The sequence below is a fragment of the Roseomonas sp. 18066 genome (genome assembly GCF_902706185.1).
Classification (GTDB): domain Bacteria; phylum Pseudomonadota; class Alphaproteobacteria; order Acetobacterales; family Acetobacteraceae; genus Pseudoroseomonas.
In genome coordinates this window covers 36,906-60,989 of the sequence record NZ_CACSJM010000012.1, presented here as the reverse complement: position 1 = coordinate 60,989, position 24,084 = coordinate 36,906, and the positions used below count along the sequence as shown (strand labels likewise).

Annotated in this window: 19 protein-coding genes; 12 read left to right on the top strand and 7 right to left on the bottom strand. The window is 71.4% G+C overall.

The genetic code is table 11. From position 1 onward, the window contains the following. Positions 1-337: 337 nt before the first annotated feature. Entirely contained in the window at positions 338-1,240 is a 903-nt protein-coding gene (locus tag GVN67_RS04355) for a glycosyltransferase family 2 protein (protein ID WP_159993181.1), read from the bottom strand. After that, the gene (locus GVN67_RS04350) at positions 1,237-3,117 is read right to left on the bottom strand and encodes a glycosyltransferase (RefSeq protein ID WP_159993179.1); all 1,881 of its coding nucleotides are present in this window, start codon (positions 3,115-3,117) and stop codon (positions 1,237-1,239) included. Before GVN67_RS04350 ends, GVN67_RS04355 begins: the two co-directional genes overlap by 4 nt. Before the next feature lie 187 nt (positions 3,118-3,304). Between GVN67_RS04350 and GVN67_RS04345 the strand changes: the two genes are divergently transcribed. The 3 genes from GVN67_RS04345 to GVN67_RS04335 all read left to right on the top strand — a co-directional run bounded on the left by GVN67_RS04345 (position 3,305) and on the right by GVN67_RS04335 (position 7,982). Beyond that, positions 3,305-6,646: a PAS domain S-box protein gene (locus GVN67_RS04345; RefSeq protein ID WP_159993177.1), complete on the top strand. Its 3,342-nt coding sequence runs from the start codon at positions 3,305-3,307 to the stop codon at positions 6,644-6,646. A 154-nt stretch (positions 6,647-6,800) separates the two neighbouring features. Beyond that, a complete protein-coding gene (locus tag GVN67_RS04340) occupies positions 6,801-6,965 on the top strand; it encodes a hypothetical protein (RefSeq protein WP_159993175.1) in 165 nt (54 codons plus the stop codon). A gap of 387 nt (positions 6,966-7,352) precedes the next feature. Next, positions 7,353-7,982: a glutathione S-transferase family protein gene (locus tag GVN67_RS04335; RefSeq protein ID WP_159993173.1), complete on the top strand. Its 630-nt coding sequence runs from the start codon at positions 7,353-7,355 to the stop codon at positions 7,980-7,982. Between the two features lie 36 nt (positions 7,983-8,018). Here the strand turns inward: GVN67_RS04335 and GVN67_RS04330 are convergent, their stop codons facing one another. The 3 genes from GVN67_RS04330 to GVN67_RS04320 form a co-directional block, all read right to left on the bottom strand. Continuing rightward, positions 8,019-8,930 carry a dihydrodipicolinate synthase family protein gene (locus tag GVN67_RS04330; protein WP_159993171.1) on the bottom strand — a complete coding sequence of 304 codons (912 nt, stop codon included), beginning with the start codon at positions 8,928-8,930 and terminating at the stop codon, positions 8,019-8,021. A 74-nt stretch (positions 8,931-9,004) separates the two neighbouring features. Next, positions 9,005-10,741 (bottom strand): IlvD/Edd family dehydratase, encoded by a 1,737-nt coding sequence (locus GVN67_RS04325; protein WP_159993169.1) that lies wholly within the window; start codon positions 10,739-10,741, stop codon positions 9,005-9,007. 128 nt (positions 10,742-10,869) lie between these two features. Continuing rightward, positions 10,870-11,838 carry a LysR family transcriptional regulator gene (locus GVN67_RS04320; RefSeq protein WP_159993167.1) on the bottom strand — a complete coding sequence of 323 codons (969 nt, stop codon included), beginning with the start codon at positions 11,836-11,838 and terminating at the stop codon, positions 10,870-10,872. A gap of 240 nt (positions 11,839-12,078) precedes the next feature. Here GVN67_RS04320 and GVN67_RS04315 point away from each other — a divergent pair, with 240 nt between their 5' ends. Further along, positions 12,079-13,101: a tripartite tricarboxylate transporter substrate binding protein gene (locus tag GVN67_RS04315; protein WP_159993165.1), complete on the top strand. Its 1,023-nt coding sequence runs from the start codon at positions 12,079-12,081 to the stop codon at positions 13,099-13,101. Positions 13,102-13,145: 44 nt separating this feature from the next. On the opposite strand, the gene GVN67_RS04310 is transcribed toward GVN67_RS04315, so the two are convergent. Next, positions 13,146-13,661 carry a glutathione peroxidase gene (locus GVN67_RS04310; RefSeq protein ID WP_159993163.1) on the bottom strand — a complete coding sequence of 172 codons (516 nt, stop codon included), beginning with the start codon at positions 13,659-13,661 and terminating at the stop codon, positions 13,146-13,148. Positions 13,662-13,785: 124 nt separating this feature from the next. On the opposite strand from GVN67_RS04310, the gene GVN67_RS04305 reads away from it, so the two are divergent. The 3 genes from GVN67_RS04305 to GVN67_RS04295 all read left to right on the top strand — a co-directional run bounded on the left by GVN67_RS04305 (position 13,786) and on the right by GVN67_RS04295 (position 17,160). Next, positions 13,786-14,622 carry a hypothetical protein gene (locus tag GVN67_RS04305; protein ID WP_159993161.1) on the top strand — a complete coding sequence of 279 codons (837 nt, stop codon included), beginning with the start codon at positions 13,786-13,788 and terminating at the stop codon, positions 14,620-14,622. Between the two features lie 113 nt (positions 14,623-14,735). Beyond that, on the top strand, positions 14,736-15,980 hold the full coding sequence (locus tag GVN67_RS04300; RefSeq protein ID WP_159993159.1) for an MFS transporter: 1,245 nt from the start codon (positions 14,736-14,738) through the stop codon (positions 15,978-15,980). Between the two features lie 61 nt (positions 15,981-16,041). Continuing rightward, positions 16,042-17,160, top strand: a complete 1,119-nt coding sequence (locus tag GVN67_RS04295) for an FAD-binding oxidoreductase (RefSeq protein ID WP_235034944.1) — start codon at positions 16,042-16,044, stop codon at positions 17,158-17,160. Here GVN67_RS04295 and GVN67_RS04290 read toward each other — a convergent pair. Then, the gene (locus GVN67_RS04290; RefSeq protein ID WP_159993157.1) at positions 17,157-18,470 is read right to left on the bottom strand and encodes an LLM class flavin-dependent oxidoreductase; all 1,314 of its coding nucleotides are present in this window, start codon (positions 18,468-18,470) and stop codon (positions 17,157-17,159) included. The genes GVN67_RS04295 and GVN67_RS04290 overlap by 4 nt on opposite strands. A gap of 175 nt (positions 18,471-18,645) precedes the next feature. Here GVN67_RS04290 and GVN67_RS04285 point away from each other — a divergent pair, with 175 nt between their 5' ends. The 5 genes from GVN67_RS04285 to GVN67_RS04265 are packed head-to-tail and all read left to right on the top strand — an operon-like array spanning position 18,646 to position 24,055. Next, the gene (locus tag GVN67_RS04285; protein WP_159993155.1) at positions 18,646-20,229 is read left to right on the top strand and encodes an ABC transporter substrate-binding protein; all 1,584 of its coding nucleotides are present in this window, start codon (positions 18,646-18,648) and stop codon (positions 20,227-20,229) included. A gap of 10 nt (positions 20,230-20,239) precedes the next feature. Then, a complete protein-coding gene (locus GVN67_RS04280; protein ID WP_159993153.1) occupies positions 20,240-21,250 on the top strand; it encodes an ABC transporter permease in 1,011 nt (336 codons plus the stop codon). Beyond that, the gene (locus GVN67_RS04275) at positions 21,250-22,089 is read left to right on the top strand and encodes an ABC transporter permease (protein ID WP_159993151.1); all 840 of its coding nucleotides are present in this window, start codon (positions 21,250-21,252) and stop codon (positions 22,087-22,089) included. The genes GVN67_RS04280 and GVN67_RS04275 overlap by 1 nt, the downstream gene beginning before the upstream one ends. Beyond that, positions 22,089-23,066, top strand: coding sequence for an ABC transporter ATP-binding protein (locus tag GVN67_RS04270; protein ID WP_159993149.1), 978 nt, complete (start codon positions 22,089-22,091; stop codon positions 23,064-23,066). Before GVN67_RS04275 ends, GVN67_RS04270 begins: the two co-directional genes overlap by 1 nt. Then, a complete protein-coding gene (locus tag GVN67_RS04265) occupies positions 23,063-24,055 on the top strand; it encodes an ABC transporter ATP-binding protein (RefSeq protein ID WP_159993147.1) in 993 nt (330 codons plus the stop codon). Before GVN67_RS04270 ends, GVN67_RS04265 begins: the two co-directional genes overlap by 4 nt. The last annotated feature ends 29 nt before the right edge of the window (positions 24,056-24,084 follow it).

The following is a 24,084-nucleotide window of genomic DNA, read 5'->3' as shown; positions in this document are numbered from 1 at the left end:
CCCTGATCGCCATCGCCCGCAAGCTGCTCACCATCCTCAATGCCATCCTCCAAAGCTCAACACCCTGGAGAACCACAACCTCCGCGAAGGAGCAGACCGCTTGACACCCAAGACAGTCGCTTCTTTTGTCTGTCAGATTGCCATGTCCACGGGGAGACAGGACGCTCCACGGCCAATGCGCAGCGCGACCTTTGAAGTTGCGCCGTCTGGCGCCCCGCCGTGATGCCCTGGTGTGGTTGCCGACGCGGCGCAGGTCATGCAAAGGCCGGTGACAAAAGAGAATGATGGGGGTCTGGGGGAAGAATTCATTCTTCCCCCAGTCTTTAAAATATCTTTGCTATCCCACGAACCGATGCCGCACCGGCCCCATCCTCCGCGCCAGCCCGTCGGCGATCCCCCGCGCGAAGGCGCGGAGCGCGGCGGTGTCGCGGCGGACCACGCAGTGGATCGCGGCCTGTATGGCGATGTACGGAAAGAGCTTCAGCTTCCAGCGCAGCGGGACGTGGTCCAGGCGCAGCATCGCCGTCTGGTTGCGGGCATAGGTGTAGAGGCGGAAGCAGGGTTGCCGCGCCAGCTGCAGCCCGATCAGCGGCACGCGCACCAGGCCCTGGCCCAGCCGGTGCGGCATCGCCAGGCCCGGCAGCATCCAGCAGGAGAAATGGCGCGCCCAGGCACGGAAGCACCATTCGATGTCGACCGCGTCGATGAAGAAGTCGTCGCGGAAGCCGCCGATCGCCTCGAAGGCCGCCAGGTCCAGCAGCGAGCCGGAGGAGATCAGGAATTCCAGCGGCCGGGCGCCATCGACCGGCGCGCTGCCATGGCGCAGGAACAGCCGCGGCGTCTTGGTGGCGCTGCCGCCGGCGGCGACCGGATGCGGGCCGATCACGGCCGGGCATTCGCCGGCCTCGCGCAGCCGGCGATGCGCTGCCTGCAGGTGGCGCGCCATGCCGGGGGGCGGCGTTGAATCCTGGTCGAGCAGCAGCAGCGTCGCGTGGCCGCCGGCGCGGGCGGCGGCGGCCATGCGGTTGTAGGCGGTGCCGAGGCCGAGGTTGCGCCCGTCATTCATCAGGATCACCGGCGCGGCCAGCGGGCGGCGCAGGCAGGCGCGCAGCGCCTCGTCGGCCGGGGCGTTGAGGAACAGGTACAGCGCGGCGACATCCGGGGCCAGCGCCGCCAGGGTCTCGGCCAGCGCGTCCGGGTCGGGGTGGAAGAGGACGATCCCGGCGGCGATCGCGGTCATGAGGTCCAGTCCTGCAAGGGGCTCGCGGCGGGCGGGAAGCCGGGCTCGGGCGGGTCGGCCAGGCCGGGCCGGCCGGGCTGCAGCGCCAGGTTGGCGTTGTGGAAGGGGTCGCGCCGCAGCAGCCGGCCCCACCGCCTGCGCATATGCGCGGCGTCGCGGGGGGCGGCCGGCTCGGGCGGCGGCGCCTGGTGACGCAGCTCGGCGAAGGGGGTGACCAGGATGCGGCAGCCGGTCTCGCGGATGCGCAGGCACAGGTCGACATCGTGGAAGCGCGCCGCCAATTGGCGCGCGTCGAAGCCGCCGACATCCTCGAAGACCGCGCGCCGCAGCATTAGGCAGGCGCCGCTGACGGCGGCGACCTCCCGCACCAGGGCCAGGCGTCCGTGATGGCCGGTGTCGCGCGGATCGGCCTGCTGGAAGCCGCGCCCGGCGACGCCGCCCAGGCCCAGCAGCATCCCCGCATGCCACAGCCTGCCGGCCGCATCGAGCAGCCGGGCGCCGACCGCGCCGATCTCGGGACGCGCGGCCTGGGAGACCATCTCGCGCAGCCAGTGTTGCGAGACCGGGGTGACCCCGGGCTGCAGGATCAACAGGAAAGAACCCTGGGCGGCCTCGGCGGCCAGGTTCAGCGCGGCGGCCGGGTGCCAGGCGCCGGGCAGGGTCAGCAGCCGCAGCCGGGCGCGGCCTTGCAGTCCGGCCAGCAGCGGCGCCAGGGCCGCGGGCGGGGCGCCGGCGGTGACCAGCAGGATTTCCAGCGGCCCCCAGCCGGTCTCGGCCAGCAGCGCGTCGACGCTGCGGCGCAGCGGCTCCGGCGCGCCTTCCGCCGCGATCAGCACGCTGACCATCGGCGTCGGATGCGGCAGCGGGCGGACGATGCGGTGCCACAGGGGCGCCGCCGGCGCGGCCTGGACGATGGCGCCGGCCTGGCCGGTCTCGGCCAGGTGGCTGACCACGGCGGCGCGGCTGGCGCGCAGGCAGCGGGCGGCGGCGGTCTCGGAGAAGCTGGCGCCGCGGCCCTGGCGCCAGTGGTAGAGGATGGCGGGGATGTGGTGGATCTGGTCGGGCCGCACGCAGGCCGCGACCCGCAGCGCCAGGTCGTGGTCCTGGCTGCCCTCGAAGCCCGCGCGCATCCCGCCCAGCCGCCGCAGCAGGCTGCGCCGATAGACGCCCAGATGGCTGACGAAGTTCTGCGCCAGCAGCAGGTCGGCGTCGAAATCCGGCTTGAAGACCGGGTCGAAGCGGCGGCCGCGGGTGTCGATCCGGTCCTCGTCGGAATAGATCAGCGCGGCGTCGGGGTCGGCTTCGATGCGGCGGGCGACCTCGAACAGCGCGTGCTCGGCGAGCGTGTCGTCATGGTCCATCAGCGCGACGAAGCGGCCGGTGGTCATGGCGATGGCGACATTGGTGGCGCCGGCGATGCCGAGGTTCTTCTCCAGGCGCCGGACATGGATGCGGGGGTCGGCGGCGGCGGCCTCGGCCAGCACCGCCATCACCGCGGGGGAGGGCGAGGCGTCGTCGACCACGCAGAGCTGCCAATGCGGATAGAGCTGCCCGCGCAGCGAGGCGATGGCGGCGCGCAGCAGGGCGGGCGGCGTCTGCCAGGCCGGCATCGCCACCGAGATCAGCGGCGGCTGCGGCATGGCGGCGATCTGCGCCGCGATGGCCTGGCGGGCGGCGGCGTCGCGCCGGTCATGCAGCTTGATCCAGCGGCGATAGGACAGGCCCTCCATGCCCGACAGCGCCGGGATGCGGGCCCGCAGCATCGGGATCAGCGGCCGCAGCAGGCCCAGCAGCGCCGGGTGGCGGCGGGCGCGGCGCAGCAGGGCGGGCAGCAGGGCCGGCAGCATGGATGGCAGCGTCGGCGACGGGCCGGGCATGGGATCGGGCACCCTTTGGTGGTAGGCCTTCTTTTATGTGGGAAAAATTCCCACGTCAATCAATGGGTGCCCGGCGCCGGCCTATTAGCCAAGCCTGTGCTTGTAAAATTGCCAGTGGCGGCGGGCGATGCGATAAGGCAACGGGATGGCCGCGGGCCGAAGACCCGGATGGAAGCCGAAGAGCAGGATGGACCGGGCAGAGATCGACGGTCTGCGGCGGCGGGAGCAGGCGCTGCTCGCCGAGCTGGCCAGGCTGCGCGCCGAGGCGGAGCACGAGCCTTCGGCCGCGCTGTTGGCGGCGCTGGCGGCGCTGGAGAAAACCGCGACGCCGATCGTGCTGACCGATCCGGCGCAGCCCGACGACCCCATCGTCTTCGCCAACCGCGCCTTCCAGGAGCTGACCGGCTATCCGGCGGCCGAGCTGCTGGGCCGCAACTGCCGCCTGCTGCAGGACCCCGAGACCGACCCCGCCGAGCTGGCCCGGCTGCGCGCCGCCCTGGCCGAGGGCCGCGAGGTCGCGGTCGAGCTGGTCAACCGGCGGCGCGACGGCAGCCGTTTCCGCAACGCCCTGCTGGTCAGCCCGGTGCGCGACCAGCGCGGCCGGCTGCTGTATCATTTCGGCACCCAGCGCGACCTCTCGGCCGAGGATGACACGGCCGCGCTGTCGGTGGCGCGGCTGGCGGCCAGCGAGGCGCGCTGGCACGCGCTGCTGGCGGCGGTCGACACCGGCTTCTGCATCGTCGAGATGCGCTTCGGCGCCGGCGGCCGCGCCACCGATTATCGCTTCCTCGAGGTCAACCCGGCCTTCGAGCGGCAGACCGGCCTGACCGGCGCCACCGGCCGCTGGATGCGGGAGATCGCGCCGGACCACGAGCAGGTCTGGTTCGACCGCTATGCCGAGGTGGCGCGCAGCGGCCGGCCGATGCGCTTCGAGCACGAGGCGGCGGCGCTCGGCCGCTGGTTCGAGGTGCAGGCTTTCCGGCTGCAGGCCGGCGCCGCGCCCGAGGTCGGCATCCTGTTCAGCGACATCACCGTGCGGCGCCAGGCGGAGGCGGAGCTGCGCAGCCGCGAGGCCCGCTGGCGCAGCGTGTTCGAGGGGCTGCAGGAAGGGCTGATCCTCGGCGAGGCGCTGCGCGACGCCGGGGGCCGGGTGACCGACTGGCGCTATCTCGACGTCAACCCGGCCTGGTGCGCCATGACCGGCCGCAGCGCCGCGGAGGCGCGCGGCAGCCGGCTGCTGGCGCTGTTCCCCAGCATCGAGACGGGCTGGGTCGAGGATGTCGCCAGCGCCCTCGACAGCGGTGGCATCGTCACCTTCCAGCGCACCGTCGACATGCTGGGCCGCTGGTACGAGGGCAAGGTGCAGCCGATCGGCGGCGACCGCTTCACCGTGATCTTCACCGAGGTCACCGCGGCGCGCGAGGCGGAGCGGCGCCGCGCCGCCCTGGCCGAGCTCGACGCGCTGCTGCGCGAGGGCGGCGCGCCCGCCGCCATGGTCGCCGAGGGCGCCCGGCTGCTGGGCCAGGCGCTGCGCGCCGACCGCGCCGGCTATGGCACCCTGGCCGCCGACGGGCGGGGTTTCTCCGTGGGCGCGGACTGGAACGCCGCCGGCATGCCCAGCCTGGTCGGCAGCTACAGCATGGACGTCTTCGGCGACTATGTCCGGTCGTTGCTGGCCGGCGAGGCGGTGGCGGTGGACGATGTCGCCACCGATCCGCGCACCGCCTCGATCGCCGCGATGCTGCAGGGGGCGGGCATCCGCGCGCTGCTCAACCTGCCGGTGGTCGAGGCCGGCCGGCTGGTCGCCCTGCTCTTCGTCAACCAGGCGGCGCCGCGCGCCTGGACGCCGGAGGAGACCGCCTTCGCCGCCGAGCTGGCGCAGCGGCTGCGCCAGGCGGTCGAGCGTCGCCGCGCCGAGGAGGAGCTGCGCGCGCTCGCCGCCTCGCTGGAGCGGCAGGTGGCCGAGCGCGCGCAGGCTTTGGCCGATGCCCAGGACTTCTCCCGCCTGGCGCTGTCGGCGGTGCAGGGGGTGGGGGTCTGGACCTTCGACGTCGCCAGCGACCGCTTCACCGCGGATGCGGCGGTGGCCGACCTCTACGGCCTGGACCCGGCCGAGGCCGCCGCCGGCATTCTCCGCGCCCGCTTCCTGGCCAATGTCCATCCCGAGGACCGGGCGCGGCTGCGCGCGGTGATGGCCGGCGGGCTGCAGCATGGCGGCGACCTGGAGCTGGAATACCGGCTGTGCCATCCGGATGGCCGGGTGCGCTGGGTGTTGTCGCGCGGCCATACCTATTTCTCCGCCGACGGCCAGCCGCTGCGCCGCACCGGCGTCGGCGTCGAGACGACGCGCCAGCACGAGCTCGAGGACCAGCTGCGGCAGAGCTCGAAGATGGAGGCGGTGGGCCAGCTGACCGGCGGCATCGCGCATGACTTCAACAACCTGCTGACTGGCATCACCGGCAGCCTGGAGCTGCTGACCCGCCGCCTGGCGCAGGGCCGCCACGCCGAGATCCCGCGCTATGCCGACGCGGCGCGCGGCGCGGCGCAGCGGGCGGCGGCGCTGACCCACCGGCTGCTGGCCTTCTCGCGGCGGCAGACGCTGGACCCGCGGCCGACCGACGCCAACCGCCTGGTGGCCGGCATGGAGGAGCTGATCCGCCGCACCATCGGCCCCTCCATCGCGCTGCAGATCACCGCCACGCCGGGGGTCTGGACCGTGCTGGTCGATCCGCCGCAGCTGGAGAACGCGCTGCTCAACCTGTGCATCAACGCGCGCGACGCCATGCCGCAGGGCGGCCGGCTGGAGATCGCCACCGACAACCACCGGCTGGACGCCGAGGCGGCGGCCGCCAGCGGGCTGCTGGCGGGCGACTATGTCACCCTCTGCGTCGGCGACACGGGCAGCGGCATGACGCCGGACGTGATCGCCCGCGCCTTCGACCCCTTCTTCACCACCAAGCCGCAGGGCCAGGGCACCGGGCTGGGGCTGTCCATGATCTATGGCTTCGTCCGCCAGTCGGGCGGCGCGGTGCGCATCGCCTCCACCCCCGGCGAGGGCAGCCGGCTGTGCCTGGACCTGCCGCGGCATGATGGGCCGGCCGTGACCGAGCCGCTGCCGCCGGCCGCGGTCGCGGTGCCGCGCGGCCAGGGCGAGCGGGTGCTGGTGGTCGATGACGAGCCCAGCGTCCGGCTGCTGGTGACCGAGGTGCTGGAAGACCTGGGCTATGCCGCGCTGGAGGCGGCGGACGGCCCCGCCGGCCTGCGCATCCTGCGGTCGCCGGCGCGGATCGACCTGCTGGTCACCGATGTCGGCCTGCCCCAGGGCATGCCGGGCGGCATGAACGGCCGCCAGCTGGCCGAGGCGGCGCGGCGGCTGCGGCCGGGATTGCGCATCCTGTTCATCACCGGCTTCGCCGAGAGCGCCGTGCTGAGCCATGGCGACCTGGGCCCCGGCATGCAGCTGCTGACCAAGCCCTTCTCGCTGGAGGCGCTGGCGGCGCGGCTGCGCGGGCTGCTCGCGGGAAGCTGATCGCGGGGTTCCACCAGCGCCGGGGCGCGGCGCGGCGCCGCCGCCCTGCCCGTCGCGCAGCGGGCAGGCCGCTCTTCCGGTGGTCCGTCGGCCGTTAACAAAATAGTGAGAATTTGCCGGTTAGCTGAGCGCCTGGTCCAGCAGGGGCACAATCATGTCGCATTCCCATCAGGCTTCCTTCGGCGCGATCCCGGCGCAGCAGCCCGCCGTGGCGCGCTCCGCCGCCCTGAGCCCGGCCCGCGGCATCATGATCGGGCTCGGCCTTTCCGCCCTGCTCTGGACCGGCATCTTCCTGCTGGCCCGGCCGTTCTTCTCCTGAGCTGATCGCCGCCTGACGGCGCGGCGGCCCGGGCGGCAGGCCCGGGTCGCGCCTGCAGCATCGCCTTCCGCCCCCGCCATGGCGGGGCAGGTGCCAGCACGGCCGGGCCCGTCCGGCGGCCGGAGCGCGCTGGCCTGCGATGGATCGTCGAAAAGCCTGAGCTGCACGATCGCACGAAAACCTGCCGGCCAGGCCTGGGGGATGACCGGCCTGAAGATCGCCCCTCCGCTCGCGGGGGGCGAAGGTGTCGCACGGGCCCGACCGGTGGCATCGCCAGCAGCCTGATGCCCCCTGTGCCGACGCCCTGGCCCCGCGGCGGTCCGGCCGGCTTGACAAGCCTGCCCCGGCATAAGCTGATCGTGGCCTCTCCTGACCACGGACAAACCCATGTCGCTGACCATCTACGGTGTCCTGCGCTCGCGCGCCTCGCGGCCGATCTGGCTCGCCCATGAGCTCGGCCTCGATTTCCAGCACGTGCCGGTGATCCAGTCCTACCGACTGGCCGATGCCGCGGCGCCGGGCGCGCCGCTCAACACCGCCTCGCCCGACTTCCTGGCGGTCAATCCGAACGGGCTGGTGCCCAGCCTGAAGGATGGCGACTTCGTCCTGCACGAGTCGCTGGCCATCTGCCTCTACCTGGCGCGCAAGGCCGGCGGCGAGCTCGCCCCGCGCGACAGCCAGGAGGAGGCGCTGATGACGCAATGGGCGCTCTGGGCCGCCACCGAGGTCGAGCCGAAGAGCCTGTCCATCCTGCGCGGCGTCGAGGTCGAGGCCAGCAGCGCTGGCCTGCGCCGCCCCTTCGCCGTGCTGGAGCAGCAGCTGAAATCCGGTGGCGGCTTCGTCCTCGGCGGCCGCTTCACCGTCGCCGACATCATGGTCGCCGAGATCGTCCGCTACGCCGCGGCCAGCAAGGCGCTCTTCGCCGAATTCCCGGCGATTTCGTCCTGGCTGGCCACCGCCCAGGCGCGTCCGGCGCATCAGCGGATGGCGGCCGATCGCGCCAAGGAACCCGCGTAACGTCCCGTCCCGGGGGCGATGCCCCCGGGGTTTCGCTCATTGGCCCCAGCGCAGCACCAGCGGATCCAGCCGGCGCGCCGCATCCAGCAGCCCCTCGCGCACGGCGGGGTGCATCGGCGCCAGCGGCGCCCGCGGCGCGTCGCAACGGATCACGCCGCCGGCCAGCATCAGCGCCTTGGCCGCCAGCAGCCCGCATTGCCGATTCTCGTAGTTGATCAGCGGCAGCCAGCGCGCATAGCCGGCGACGGCTTCCTCGCGACGCCCGGCCAGGTGATCCATGATGATCGGCCGGATGCCGTCCATGAAGGCGCCGCCGGTCATGCTGCCCGTGGCCCCGGCATCGAGATCGGCCAGCAGGGTGATCGCCTCCTCGCCATCCCACGGCCCCTCGACCGCATCGCCGCCCAGCGCGATCAGCGCGCGCAGCTTGCTGGCCGCCCCCGCCGTCTCGATCTTGAAGTAGCGGACCTGCGCGATCTCGCGGGCCATCCGCGCCAGGAAGGCCGCCGACAGCGGCGTCCCCGCCACCGGCGCGTCCTGGATCATGATCGGAATGCCGATCGCATCCGACACGCCCTGGAAGAAATCGAAGATCGCCCCCTCCGGCACGCGGAAGGTGGCGCCGTGATAGGGCGGCATCACCATCACCATCGAGGCGCCCAGCGCCTCCGCCTCGCGGCTGCGCTCGGCGCAGATGCGGGTGCTGAAATGCGTCGTGGTGACGATCACCGGCACCCGGCCCTTCACATGCGCCAGGATCTCCCGCGTCAGCAACGCCCGCTCATCATCCGACAGCACGAACTGCTCGGAGAAATTCGCCAGGATGCAAAGCCCGTCGGAACCGGCATCGATCATGAAGTCGATGCAGCGCTTCTGGCCCTCAAGGTCGAGGGCGCCGCGCTCGTCGAAGATCGTCGGGACCACCGGGAAAATGCCGCGATAGGGCATGAAAAAAACCTCCCCAATAGGAAGGAAGGCTGGGGGAATGAATTCCCCCAGACCCCCATCTTTTTTCTGTCAGATTAGTGATTGTCGCGAGGGACAGGCGAGCCGCTCTTGCCGACCAGGAAGTCGAAGTCGGCACCTTCGTCGGCCTGCAGCACATGCTCGACATACATGCGCGTGTAGCCGCGATCCATCGGCGGCTCGGGCGCCACCCAGGCGGCGCGGCGGATCGCCAGCTCGGCATCGTCGACATGCAGATGCAGCGAGCCAGCCTTGACGTCCAGCGTGATCAGGTCGCCGCTGCGGACCAGCGCCAGGGGGCCGCCAGCCGCGGCCTCCGGCGCCACATGCAGCACCACCGTGCCATAGGCCGTCCCCGACATCCGCGCGTCGGAAATGCGGACCATGTCGCGCACGCCCTCCTTCAGCAGCTTCTGCGGCAGCGGCATGTTGCCGACCTCGGCCATCCCGGGATAGCCGCGCGGGCCGCAATTCTGCAGCACCATGATGCAGTCGGCATCGATGTCGAGATCGGGGTCGTCCTTGCGGTGATGCAGGTCCTCGATATTCTCGAAGACCACCGCGCGCCCGGTGTGCTTCAGCAGGTGAGGGGATGCCGCCGACGGCTTGATCACCGCGCCCTTGGGCGCCAGGTTGCCGCGCAGGATGGCGATGCCGGCATCCGGCTTGAACGGCTCGGCGATGCTGGTGATCACCTCGCGGTTCCAGCATTCCGCCTCGCGCACATTCTCCCACATCGTCCGGCCATTGACCGTCAGCGCCTCCTTGTGCAGCAGCCCGGCCTCGGCCAGGTCGCGCAGCACCACCGGCAGCCCGCCGGCATAGTAGAAGTCTTCCATCAGATACTGGCCGGAGGGCATCAGGTTCACCTGGCAATGCACCCCGCGCCCCAGCCGGTCGAAATCCTCGAGCGTCAGGTCGATGCCGATCCGCCGCGCGATGGCGATCAGATGCACCACGGCATTGGTCGAGCCGCCGATCGCCGCCAGCGTGCGGATGGCGTTCTCGAAAGCCTCGCGCGTCAGGATCTTCGTGGGCGTCAGGTCCTCATGCACCATCTGCACGATGCGGCGGCCGGACAGCCGGGCCAGCTCGTTGCGGCGCGCATCCACCGCGGGGATGGCGGCGTTGGTCGGCAGGCCGATGCCCAGCGCCTCGACCATGGACGCCATCGACGACGCCGTGCCCATGGTCATGCAGGAGCCATGGCTGCGGTTCATCCCCGCTTCCGCCTCATGGAACTCCTTCAGCGTGATCTCGCCGGCGCGCAGCTGCTCGCTCATCGAGATGATGTTGGTCCCCGAGCCGATGATCTGCCCCCGATAAACGCCGCGCAGCTGCGGCCCGCCGGAGACGCCGATCGCCGGCAGGTCGGCGCTGGCCGCCCCCATCAGCAAGGCGGGCGTGGTCTTGTCGCAGCCCATCAGCAGCACCACGCCGTCCAGCGGATGCGCCCGGATGCCTTCCTCGACATCCATCGCCGCCAGGTTGCGGTACAGCATGGCGGTCGGCCGCATCGTCACCTCGCCGAGCGACGAGACCGGGAATTCCAGCGGAAACCCGCCCGCCTCCAGCACGCCGTAGCGGACATGCTCGGCGATGGTGCGGAAGTGGCTGTTGCAGGGGTTCAGCTCGGACCAGGTGTTGCAGATGCCGATCACCGGCCGGCCGTCGAACTGGTCCTGCGGAAAGCCGCGATTCTTCAGGAAGGAGCGGTAGTAGAAGCCCATCTTGTCCTGCCGCCCGAACCACTCCTGGCTGCGCAGCTTTTTTTTCGCCTGTTCTTCGGCCATTGACGTTTCCCATCCCGCTGGATCGACACCCCGCGCGGCAGGGGAGCAGCGCGGGGCCGCAAGCTAGGCACGGTGTGGCATATCGATCCAATCATAGATTATCCGGACGACATGACGTTCCTGGTATGTCATGCCGGAAACAGCATCGGCTCCAGCACCGCCTGCAGCCGCGCCGCCGCCGGTGACAGCGGCCGGTCGCGCAGCCGGATCAGCCCATAGGGCGACACCGCGAAGCGCTCCGCCTCCTGCAGCGGCGGCAGCCGGCGGAACCGCCCCTGGGCGCCGAGCATGGCGGCGACCGGCGCGCTGACCACGGAGACCGCGTCGCCCTGGCCCAGCGCCGCCAGGTTCAGCAGGATCGAGGCGGTGTTGATCACCCGCCCCGGCATTGGCAGCCCGTGCCGGGCGAACAGCATCTCCACCGCCTGGCGCAGCAGGCTGCCCGCCGGCTCCAGCAGCCAGGTGAAGGGCAGCAGCTCTTTCAGGGCGATGCTGTCGCGGCCCAGCAGCGGATGCGCCTCCCGCACCAGGAAGCACAGCTCCTCCTCGCCGACCTCGCGGTAGTCGAGCTCGCCCGCCTGGACGCCGGCCGGGATGCGGGCCAGGGCCAGGTCGAGGCGCCCGCGCCGCAGCCCCTCGATCAGCCGGGCGCTGGGCTCCACCTCCACCGTCACCTGCAGGCCGGGGGTGTCGCGCTGCATCGCCTCCACCGCCTGCATCACGCAATCGACCGCTGGCGCCGTCACCGCGCCGATGGCCACCGCGCCGCCGCTGCCGGAGCGCAGCCCGTTCAGCTCGGTCGCCGCCTGCTGCAGCTCGACCAGCACGATCCGCGCCCGGCGCAGCAGCACTTCGCCCAGGCCGTTCGGCTCGACCCCGCGCGGACGGCGCTCGAAGACCGGGCCACCCACCATCTGCTCCACCTCGGCCAGCAGGCGGGAGGCGGCGGGCTGGGTCAGGCCGAGGCTCTGCGCCGCCCGGTTCAGGTTGCGCAGCTCGTCGAGGGCCACCAGCAGCTGCAGGTGCCGCAGCTTCAGCCGGGCGCGGGCGAACCAGTCGGGGGTCAGGGGGCGGAGCAGGGTGGCAGGCTTGGGCATGGCGTTACCATACCAGATTCGTCATGCCGGGCGCGGAAGAATGCGCTGGACGGTCATGGCGCGGCACCTCTAACCATTCCGTTAACCAGACGGCCCGCTGCCAGGGACCGCCATGCCGGGATGACGACGTCTGCCGAGGGTGCCCCTCCACCCCGGCCGGACCGCGCGCGCCCAGTGCATGGTCCCCGGCGCGGTCACGTCGGCCTGCCAAGAAACCTGCCCAAGAAAGACCGAGGAAAAATGACCAAGACCCGCATTCCCGCCGCGTCCCGCCGCGCGCTGCTGACCGGTGGCCTGGCGCTGGGTGCCGGCGCCCTGGTGGGCCCGCTGGCCGCCCCCCGCATCGCTTCCGCCCAGGCCGCCTGGCCGGCCCGCCCGATCACCCTGGTGGTCGGCTTCCCGCCCGGCGGGCAGACCGATTTCGCCGCCCGCGTCATCCAGCAGGGCATGTCCACCGCCCTCGGCCAGACCGTGGTCATCGAGAATCGCGGCGGCGCCGGCGGCAACCTCGGCACCGAGGCCGTGCTGCGCGCCCGCCCCGACGGCTACACCCTGCTCGCCGCCAATTCGAGCTCCATGGCCATCAACCCGCACACCTTCCCGGGCATGACCATCAACCCGCTGGAGCTGGTCTCGGTGGGGCTCGCCCTGCAGAGCTCGCTGATCCTCTGCCTGCATCCTTCCGTGCCGGCGAAGAATGTCGACGAGCTCGCCTCCTGGATCCGCAGCCAGCCCAAGGGCGTCGACTACGGCACCGCGGCGGCCGGCAGCATGTCGCATTGCGCGATGGAGCTGTTCCGCAGTCGCATCGGCAATCCGCAGATGGAAAGCGTGCCCTATCGTGGCAGCGGCCCGGCCATGCAGGACTTCATCGCCGGCCGCTTCCCGATGCTGTTCGACGCGGCCTCGGTGGTGGCGCCCTTCCTGAAGGCCGGACAGATCAAGGGCCTGCTGGTCACCGGCGACAAGCGCGCGCCCGCCTTCCCCGACATCCCCACCGCCCTCGAGCAGGGCGTGAAGGATTTTTCGATCACCAGCTGGATCGGCCTGTCCGCCCCGCGCGGCACGCCGGCCGAGCTGGTCCAGCGCATCAATGCCGCGCTGAACACGGCGCTGGCCGATGCCACCGTGCGCGACCGCATCACCGGCCAGGGCGACGAGCCGGGCGGCGGCACCGCGGCCGAGTTCGACGAGCGCGTCCGCCGCGACCACGCCCGCTGGGGCGACGTCGCCCGCGCCGCCAATATCCGCGCCGACGGCTGATTTTTTCGGCGGTCGCCGCCCGGTGGGCGGCGACGGGCGGGGTGCTAGAGCCGTTGCTCGATCGCGCCCCGCAGCGCCGCCGGCCGGGTCGTCGGCGCGAACCGCGCCACGGCGCGGCCCTCCCGGTCGATCAGGAACTTGGAAAAGTTCCACTTGATGGACCGGGTTCCGAGAAGCCCGGGCTGCGCCGCCTTCAGCGCCGCGAACAGCGGATGCGCCGCCGCGCCGTTCACCGCGACCTTGGCGAAGACCGGGAAGCTCACGGAGAAACGGCTGGCGCAGAAGGCGCCGATCTCGGCATCCGTCCCCGGCTCCTGGCCGCGGAACTGGTTGCAGGGGAAGGCCAGCACGCTGAAGCCGCGCGGCCCGAGCGCCTGCTGCAGCGCCTGCAGCCCCTCATATTGCGGGGTGAAGCCGCAGCGGCTGGCGGTGTTCACGACCAGCAGCACCTGGCCGCGCCAGGGCTGCAGCGTCGTCGTGGTGCCATCGCCCAGCACCAGCGGCAGCTCGAACAGATCGGTCAACCGGTCTTCTCCTGCGCCCTCCGGGGCGAAAATCATCGTGAGCAGCCTGTGCCAGCCGGCTTCCACCGGGGCAAGGGCGTTGACGCTGCAGGCCGCCGGGTTACCGTGACGGTCATGCTGCGGAGCTGAAGGGATGCGCGGAGTGCCGGGACAGGGATCGATGACGCGCCAGGCCGTGCTCGGCGCAGGCCTGCTGCTGGCGGGGCTGCTGGCCGCCGCCCCGGCGCGGGCCGAGGTGCAGGAATATGCCCGGTCCAACGGCTGGACCGCCTTTCGCGGCGTCGCCAATGACGGCATCCGCGTCTGCGGCGTCAGCATCCGCGGCGGCGGGCGCTACTTCGCCATCAAGCATTTCGCCGGCACCCGGCACCTGACCCTGCATCTGGGCAAGGTCGGCTGGACCATTCCGCGCGGCACGCCGGTGCCGGTGCGGCTGAGCATCGACCGCGCCAATCCCTGGCGCGCCAATGCCCGCGCCATCGATGACAGCCTGATCAGCATCAGCATCGGCAATGACAGCGATGCCGAGCTGGCCGATGTGAAGGAATTCCTCAACATCTTCCGCAATGGCGCGCGGATGCAGGTGCAGTTCCTGCAGGGCAACGAGGGTGCCTGGACCACGGCGCTGGCCGGCTCCAGCGAGATCAGCACCCACCTGGTCAGCTGCATGGCCAATTTCTCCGGCCGCGAGGCCATGGCCACCCCGCGCGACGGCCGCCCCGGCCAGCCGGCGCCGCCCGGGCCGCCGACGCAGCCCTTCGGTGGCGGTGGCGGCGGCGGCGGTGGCCCCGACAACAACACCGGCAGCGCCGGCAAGGGCGGCGGCGGCCCGTCCTATGACGGCCCGTCGCGCCGCGATACCAGCCCGCCCCCGGGCGGCCCCTCGGCGGGCGCCCCCTCCGGCAAGACCGGCGCGCTGGAGGACCGGGTGGATGACGCCACCCCCGGCCCCAGCGGCCCGAATGGCGGCAGCGGCCGGCCACAGCGCCGCACCTGACCGCCCGCCAAGGCGCCGGCCGCGCCCCAGCTCCGCCCCCGGCGCGGGGTGTGGCGCCGCGGGCCCTGGCCTATCCTGGAGGGGACGGAGCCCGCCCCCGATTCCAGGACGCCATGACCACCTCCTCCCTGCTGCGCAACCGCGAATTCCTGTCCTTCATGCTGTCCAGCAACCTGGAGCGCTTCGCGGCCTCGGCCATCGCCGTGCTGCTGGGGCTGCAGGTCTATGAGGTGCGCGGCAATCCACTGGATCTCGGCCTGCTCGGGCTGATCGAGGCCATCCCCGGCGTCACCCTGGTGCTCTATGGCGGGCATATCGCCGATCTGCGCAGCCGCCGGCGCATCATGCTGGGCACCGCCGCCGCGCTCGGGCTGCTGACCACCAGCCTGTCGCTGCTGTCCTCGGACCATGCCTCGCTGCCGCTGCTCTATGGCATCGCCCTGCTCTACGGCATCGCCAAGGCCTTCCAGGTGCCGGCCGCCTCGGGGCTGGAGGCGCAGGTGGTGCCGCCCAACCAGATCCTGCGCGGCGTCTCGCTGCTGGCCACCACCGGCCGCTGCGCCGATATCCTGGGCCCGGTCATCGCCGGCTTCGCCTGGGCCGCCTTCGGGCCGGGCGTCACCTATGCCGGGCTGACCCTGGTCTTCGCCGCCTCCTTCGCGCTGCTGGCGCTGGGCGTCGCCGAGCATCCGCCGCGCCATGCCATCGCCGCCGGCGAGAGCGTGCTGCGCCGCATCGGCGAAGGCGTCACCTTCGTCTTCCGCAACCAGCTGCTGGTCGGCTCGATGGCGCTCGACCTTTTCGCGGTGTTCTTCGGCGGGGCGGTGGCGCTGCTGCCGGCCATCGCCACCGACGTGCTGGGGGTGGGCGCCGTGGGCCTGGGCTTCCTGCGCGCCTCGATGAGCGCCGGCGCCCTGCTGGCGGCCCTCTTCGGCGCCCGCTTCCTGCCGATGCACCGGGCGGGGCAGGTGCTGCACGGGGTGATCGCCGGCTTCGGCGTCTCCATCATCATCTTCGGCCTGTCGACCTCGCTCTGGCTGTCGCTGGCGGCCTTCTTCGTCGCCGGCCTCTGCGACGGCATGAGCGTGGTGATCCGCCGCGCCATCATGCGGCTCGCCGCACCCGAGGCGATGCGCGGCCGCATCGCCGCGGTGCGCTCGGTCTTCATCGGCTCGTCCAACGAGCTCGGCGCGCTGGAAAGCGGCATCGCCGCCTCGCTGCTGGGTGTCACCGCCGCCATCTGGTCGGGCGGCGTCGTCACGCTGGGCATCGTCGCCGTCACCGCGCTGACCATGAAGCAGCTCTGGTCGCTCGACCTGCTGGCGATGGAGGCGGAGGAGGCGAAGCGCCGCCGCTGACCTTGCCGCGCCGGGATTTCCATGCTGCGCTGCCGCCGCGACAGCGCGGAGGGCGGGGCGGATGGCCGAGCGGATGGCGGGGCATGCATTGGTGGTGGGCGGCGGCATCGCCGGGCTTTCGGCCGCCTGGGGGCTGCGGCGCCGCGGCTGGCAGGTGACGCTGTTCGAGCAGGGCGCGCTGCCCAATCCGCGCGCCTCCTCGCATGACGAGCACCGCATCACCCGCCACGCCTATGGCCGCATGACCGGCTATGCCCGGCTGATGCCGCAGGCCTTCGCCGCCTGGGACCGGCTCTGGGCCGATCTGGGCGAGACGCATTACCTGGCCACCGGCGCCACCTATGTGCTGCGCCACGACGATGGCTGGCACGATGCCACCGCGCAGAGCCTGGGCGAGCTCGGCATCGGCTTCCGCGACCTGCCGCTCGACCAGCTGGCGACGCGCTTCCCCTACCTGGCGCCGCAGGGCATCCAGCGGCTGGTCGAGACCGACGGCGCCGGCATGCTGTTCCCGGTGCGCATCCTGACCGCGATGGTCGCCATGCTGGCGCGCCGCGGCGTCGCGATGCGCGCTTATTCCCAGGTCTCCGAGGTCGATCCCGAGGGCGGCTGGCTGGTCGCCGACGGCAAGCGGTATGCCGGCGACGCCGTGGTGGTCGCCGCCGGCGCCTGGGCCGACCGGCTGGTGCCGGGGCTGAAGGGCGTCGCCGTGCCCTCGCGCCAGGCGGTGCTCTACCTGGCGCCGCCGGCCGAGCTGGCCGAGGCCTGGTCGCGCGCCCCCGTGCTGCTCGACCGCAGCGCCGAGGGCGGGCTCTATATCCTGCCGCCGCGCTGGGGCACCCGGCTGAAGATCGGCGACCATCATTTCTCCCGCCGCGGCGACGCCGATGCCGACCGCATGGCCACCGAGCAGGATCTCGAGCGCCTCTGGCCCGAGCTGAAGAAGACCTTCCGCGATGCGGACCGCTACGCGGTGCTCGAGAAGAAGGCCTGCTACTACACGGTGACGGAGGATGAGCGCTTCCTGCTGCGCCCGCTGGGCAAGGCGGGCTGGGCGGTCAGCGCCTGCTCGGGCCATGGCTTCAAGCTGGGGGCGCTGATCGGCGATGGCGTCGCCGCCACCATCGCCGGCGAGCGCCCGCATGACGCGCTCGCCAGCTGGGCGGCCGGCGACAGCTAGTCGGCGAGGACCGGCGGCCGGCAGGCGGGGCGGGCCAGGCCGAGATGCTGGCGCAGGGTCCGCCCGGCATAGTCGTGGCGGAACAGCCCGCGCGCCTGCAGCAGCGGCACCACCTGGTCGACGAAATCGTCGAAGCCGCCGGGGAAGTAGGGCGGCAGGATGTTGAAGCCATCCGCCGCGCCGGTGGCGAACCATTCTTCCAGCGTGTCGGCGACCGTCTCCGGCGTGCCGCAGAGCACCCAATGGCCGCGCGCCGCCGCGGTCAGGTTGTAGAGGTCGCGCAGCTTCATGCCGTCGCGCCGGGCCTTGGCCAGCATGGTGCGGGCGAAGCCATGGCTGCTGTCGGGCAAAGGCAGGTCGGGCACCGGCCCGTCCAGCGGATAGGCCGACATGTCGGTGCCGAGCCGGCCTGACAGCATCGACAGCGCATTGCTCTCGTCGACGAAGCTCTGCAGCACGGCGAGCTTCTGCAGCGCCTCCTCCTGGGTCGCGCCGAGCACCGGCATGACGCCGGGCAGGATGGCGACGTCTTCCGCCGCGCGGCCGTAGCGCGGCAGCAGCGCCTTGAACCCGGCATAGCTGGCGCGGGCCTCTTCCAGATCCTGGACGACGGCGAAGACGACGTCGGCGGTGCGGGCGGCGAGCGCCTGGCCGGGGGCCGAGGCGCCGGCCTGCAGCACCACCGGCTGGCCCTGCGGGCAGCGGCCGATGTTCAGCGGCCCCTCGACCTCGAAATAGCGGCCCTTGTGGCGCAGCTTGTGGACTTTGCCGGCATCGATGTAGCGGCCGGTCGTGCGGTCGGCGAGGATCGCCCCATCCTCCCAGCAATCCCAGAGGCCGCGCACCACGTCGACGAATTCTTCCGCCACGGCATAGCGCTCGGCATGCGGCGGATGGGCGCGGCCGAAATTGGCCCCGGCCCGGCCGTTGGAACTGGTCACCGCGTTCCAGGCCGCCCGCCCCGAGGAAAGATGATCGAGCGAGGCGAAGGCGCGCGCCACGCTGAAGGGCTCGCCATAGGTGGTCGAGGCCGTCGCGCCCAGGCCGATATGCGTGGTCGTCGCGGCCAGCGCCGCCAGCATGGTGATCGGCTCGAAGCGCGCGGTGAAGGAAGGGTGGTCGTCCGGCCCGGCGCTCAGCCCATCGCCCAGGAAGATCAGGTCGAAGCGGCCGCGCTCCGCCGTGCGGGCGATCTGCTGGATGACGCCGAGGTCCTGGAAGCTGTCCGCCGCCCCCGGATAGCGCCAGCCGGCGATGTGGTTGCCGGTGCCGAGGACGAACACGCCAAGATGCATCTGCCGGGACGCCATGCGTCGCTCCTCCCCTGTGTCGCCGCCTCTGCCTGCGAACGCCGTGCCAAGTCGGATCCCTTCCAGCCACTGGAAAATTCGCAAGCGGAAGAAAACTGGCCCGCCATTTGCTGGAGAGATCGGCGAAGGCCGGCCGTTGCGCTGGCGTGACACGCAATTGGTGCAGGAGCGGTCGATGCGCATTACCCGTCGTGACACTGCGGCGCTGGCTTTCGCCGCGCTGATGGCCGGCCCCATGCGGGGCCATGCCGCCACCCCCGGGCTGATGGTCCGCTCCGACGGCCAGCCGCAGAGCCTGGACCCGCACCAGGTCTTCGACGTGCCGATGATGGGCTATTCGCTGAACGCCTATGACGGGCTCTACCGCTACCAGGACAATCCGGCGGTGCTGCGGCCCTGGCTGGCCGAGAGCCACACCGCCTCGGCCGATGGCCTCGACTGGGAATTCAAGCTGCGCGCCGGCGTCAAGTTCCATGACGGCACGGCGCTGACCGCCGATGACGTGGTCTACAGCTTCCGCCGCGTCCTCGCCCTCGGCAAGGCGCCGGCCAGCGCCTTCCTGCCGATCCTGAAGCCCGACAGCATCACCGCGCCCGATGCGCAGACCGTGCGCTTCAAGCTGGAGCGCGCCTATGGCCCCTTCCTGGCGGCCATCCCGATCGTCGCCATCGTCAATGCCAAGCTGGTCCAGGCCAATGTGAAGGATGGCGACCACGGCGCCGCCTGGCTGTCCTCGAACGAGGCGGGCTCGGGCGCCTATGCCTTCGTCGCCGGCAGCCTGACCCCGGCCGAGCGGCTCGACCTGCAGCGCTTCGCCGGCCATTTCATGGGCTGGGCCGACAACCCGTCCCCCGTCGAGCGGGTGGCGATGCGCACTGCGCGCGAGACCTCGACCGGCGTGCTCGGGCTGATGAACGGCTCGATCGACTGGACCGACAGCTACCTGCCCACCGACCAGGTCGAGCAGATCCAGTCCAGCCGCGCCGCCCGGGTGGAGAAGCACAGCTCGCTTCGCACATTTATTATCCGTATGAACAATGCGCGGGCACCTTTCAACAATGCCAACTATCGCAGAGCGATGGCGCATGCCTTCAACTATGACGGCTTCATCACCGAGATCCTGAAGGGCTATGCCGACCGCAACACCGGCCCGATGCCCAACCCGCTCTGGGGCGCGCCGAAAGATGCGGCCGGCTACAGCTACGACCTCGACAAGGCGCGCGCCTTCGTCAAGGCGGCCCAGGCCGAGGGGGTGAACACCCGCCAGCCGATCCGCATCCATATCCAGTCGCAGCTGGAGCAGACCAACCAGGCGGCGCAGCTGTTCCAGTCCGACCTGCAGTCGATCGGCATCAACCTGCGCATCGTCGCCGACACCTGGGCGAACATCGTCACCGCGACGGCCAAGCCCGAGACCTCGCCGGACATGTGGATCCACTGGGTCAGCACCTATTTCGTCGACCCGGAGAACTGGGTCGGCCAGATGTATGACAGCCGCTTCCACGGCACCTGGAAGGCGTCCTCCTTCTACAAGAACCCCGAGGTCGACGCGCTGCTCGGCCGCGCCCGCGACCTGGTCCGCCAGGAGGAGCGCGCCCCGCTCTACGAGCAGGCGACGCGCAAGATCATGGAAGATTGCGCCGATATCTGGGTCTACAACACGGTCGAGCTGCGCGGCGTCTCCAACCGCCTGTCCAACTACCGCTTCTGCCCGGCCGGCGGCGGCGCCGAGCTGCGCTGGCTGCAGCTGAAGGGCTGAGGACGCCACCATGGCGGGCTTCGTCCTGCGCCGCATGCTGCTGGTGCTGCCCTCGCTCTTCGGGCTGCTGGTGGTGACCTTCCTGCTGATCCGCACCATCCCGGCCGATCCGGCGGTGGCGCTGGCCGGCGACAATGCGACGCCGGCACAGATCGCCGCCATCCGCGAAAGCTACGGGCTGGACCAGCCGCTGCCGGTGCAGTTCCTGCGCTACCTGCGCGGCGTGGCGCGGCTGGATTTTGGCGAGAGCCAATATTCCGGCCGCCCCGTCGCGCTGGACATCGCGCAGCGCCTGCCGGCGACGCTGGAGCTGACCTTCGCCGCACTTGTCATCGCCATAGGCTTGGGCATTCCGCTCGGCGTGGTGGCGGCGATGCACCACAATCGCTGGCCGGATTTTCTGCTGCGCATCGGCTCGGTGGCGGGGATCGCCGTCGCCGCCTTCTGGCTGGCGATCATGCTGCAGATGCTGTTTGCCATGAAGCTGGGCTGGCTGCCCCTGCGCGGGCAGCTCAGCGCCGGGCTGACACCGCCGGCCGGCCCCACCGGCTTCCTGCTGACGGATTGCCTGCTGGCCGGGCGTTTCGACCTGTTCCTCGATGCGGCGCGGCACCTGGTGCTGCCGGCGGTGACGCTGTCGCTGGGCGGGCTCGCCACCATCACCCGCTTCACCCGCGCCGGCGTGCTCGACACGCTGCAGAAGGATTTTGTGACTTACGAGCGCGCGGTGGGCTTCCCGCGCGGCCGGCTGATCTGGGTCTATGTGCTGCGCAATTCCGTCGTCGCGACGGTGACGCAGATCGGCCTGCTCTTCGGCGGGCTGATGGCCGGCGCGGTGGTGGTCGAATCCATCTACGACTGGCCCGGCATCGGCAGCTACACGGTGCAGGCCATCCTGACCGCGGATTCCAAGGTGATGCTGGCCGTCACCCTGCTGATCGGCCTGATCTATGCCGCGGTGAATATCCTGACCGACGTGGTGCATGCGCTGATCGACCCGCGCCTGCGGGAGAGCCGTTGATGCTTGTCTTCCGAAAATTTCTCCGGGATATCCCGGCGGTGATCGGCGCGGCGATCGTCCTTCTCGTCGTCTTCCTGGCGATCTTCGGGCCCTGGATCGCGCCCTATCCGCAGGACGCCTCGGCCTCGCATCTGTTGCGCCGGCTGCGCCCGCCGAGCCTCGACTTTCCTTTCGGCACCGACAATCTCGGCCGCGACATCTTCTCCCGCGTGATCCTCGGCGCGCGCGGCGCGCTGAAGGTGTCGCTGGTGGTGGTGGGGCTGGCCATGGCCATCGGCGTGCCGCTGGGGCTGATCGCCGGCTACAACCGCGGCTGGCTCTCCGAGGCCATCATGCGCGTCACCGATGTCTTCCTGGCGCTGCCGCAGCTGATCCTGGCCTTGGCGCTGGCCCAGCTGATGGGACCCTCGGTGGAAAGCGCCATGCTGGCGCTGTCGCTGACCTACTGGCCCTTCTTCACCCGCATCGTCCATGCCGAGACGGCGCGGCTGCGCAACGCGCTGTTCGTCGACGCGCTGCAGGGCATCGGCGCCGGCACCCCGCGCATCCTGTTCCTCCACATCCTGCCCAACGCGCTGTCGCCGATCATCGTCCGCGCCACCATCGGGCTGGGCTTCACCATCCTGGTCGCCGCCGTGCTCGGCTTCCTCGGCATGGGCGCGACGCCGCCCGATCCCGATTGGGGCCTGGCCGTGGCGCAGAGCCGCACCTACCTGCCCAACGCCTGGTGGTTCGCGACCTTCCCCGGCCTTGCCATCCTGCTCGCCGTGCTCGGCTTCAATTTGCTGGGCGACGGCTTGCGCGACCTGGTCGATCCCCGCCTGAGAAGGTCGCGCTGATGGCTGTGCCGGTGCTGGCGGTGGAGGGGCTGCGCCTCGCCATCCGCGGGGATGAGGGCGAGGCCCGCATCCTGGACCATGTTTCCTTCAGTGTGGCGCAGGGAGAAATCCTCGGCATCGTCGGCGAATCCGGCTGCGGCAAGTCGACGCTGATCCGCGCCATCCTCGGCATCCTGCCGCGCGGCGCCCGCATCGGCGCCGGCGAGATCCGCTTCGAAGGCGAAAATCTCCTGGCCTTCAGCGAGGCCGAGCTCGACCGCACGGTGCGCGGCAGCCGCATCAGCTTCATCCCGCAGGATCCCTATCTGGCGCTGAACCCGCTTTTCACCGTGGGCGCGCAGCTGCTGGAAAGCATGCGCCGCCATCTCCCTGGCACCCCGCGCGAGCATCGCGAGCAGCTGACAAAAATCCTGCGGCGCGTGCAGCTGCCGGATGCCGAGCTGGCGCTGGACCGCTACCCGCACCAGTTCTCCGGCGGCCAGCGCCAGCGCCTGCTGATCGCGGCGGCGCTCGCCTGCCGGCCGAAGCTGGTCATCGCCGACGAGCCGACCACCGCCCTCGACGTCACCACCCAGCAGCAGATCCTTGTCCTGTTGCGTGAGCTGGTCGACGATATGGGCCTGTCGATGCTGTTCGTCACGCATGACCTCGGCGTCGTCGCCGAGCTCTGCGACCGTGTCGGCGTCATCTATGCCGGGCAATCGGTGGAGAATGGCCCGGCGCGCCACCTTCTGCGCGCGCCGATGCACCCCTACACGGCGGCGCTGCTGGCCTGCCACCCGGATCGCAGCGACGATTTCGTCGGCATCCCCGGCAGCGTGCCGTCGCCGCTGCGCGCGCCGCCCGGCTGCCGCTTCGCGCCGCGCTGCGCCCAGGCGCAGCCGGCCTGCACCCTGCGCGACCCGGCGCTGCGGAACGCCGCGCCCGGCCATGCGGTGGACTGCATCCTCTATGACGCGCAGGATGGCGGGCGATGACCACGATGCTGCAACTGCGCGACCTGTCCGTCTCGCTCGGCGGCCGCAAGCGCTGGCTGCGCGCCGATATTCCGCCGGTGCGCGCCGTGCGCGGCGTCTCCCTGACGCTCGCGCCCGGCGAGATCCTGGGCGTCGTCGGTGAATCCGGCTGCGGCAAGACGACGCTGGGCCGCACCATCCTCGGCCTGCAGCGCGAAAGCGGCGGCGAGATTCTTCTGGATGGCGCGACGGTCAGCGGGTTGGACCCACGGGCGGCGCGCGCCGCGCGGGGCGCCATCCATTACGTGCACCAGGATGCCGGCGCCGCGCTCGACCCCTGGTGGAATATCGGCCGCACGCTGGAAGAAGCCCTGGTCATCCAGGGTGTCGCCAGCGCCGAGGAGCGCCGCGCCCGCATCGACGAGGTGCTGGCCGCGGTTGGCCTCGACGCGACGGCGCGGCCGCGCTACCCGCATGAATTCTCTGGCGGCCAGCTGCGCCGCGTGACTCTGGCGCGAATCCTGGCGCTGCGGCCGCGCATCGTCGTGCTGGACGAGCCGACCTCGGGCCTCGACATGTCGGTGCAGGCCATGGTGCTGACCCTGCTGCGTGACCTGCAGCGGCGCTATGGGCTGAGCTACATCTTCATCTCGCACGACCTCTCGGTGGTGCGGCGCTTCTGTCACAACGTCGCCATCATGTATCTCGGCCGCGTCGTCGAGCAGGCCCCCGCCGCCGAGATTTTCTCCAACCCGCGCCACCCCTATACCCGCGCGCTGCTGGCGGCCTCGCCGAGCCTGGAGCCGGAGAACCGACCGCCCGCCGCCGTGCCGCAGGGCGAGCCGCCGAGCGCGGCGCGCCTGCCGCCCGGCTGCGCCTTCTCGCCGCGCTGCGCCCATGCCGTGGCCGCCTGCAAGACGCAGGATCCGCCGCTGACGCAGCAGGGCACGCATGCCACCGCCTGCTGGCGCTGGCAGGAACTGGCGACACAACTGGCCCCCGTCGCGTGACGGCCAGCAAGACCAAGACCGGAGGAAAG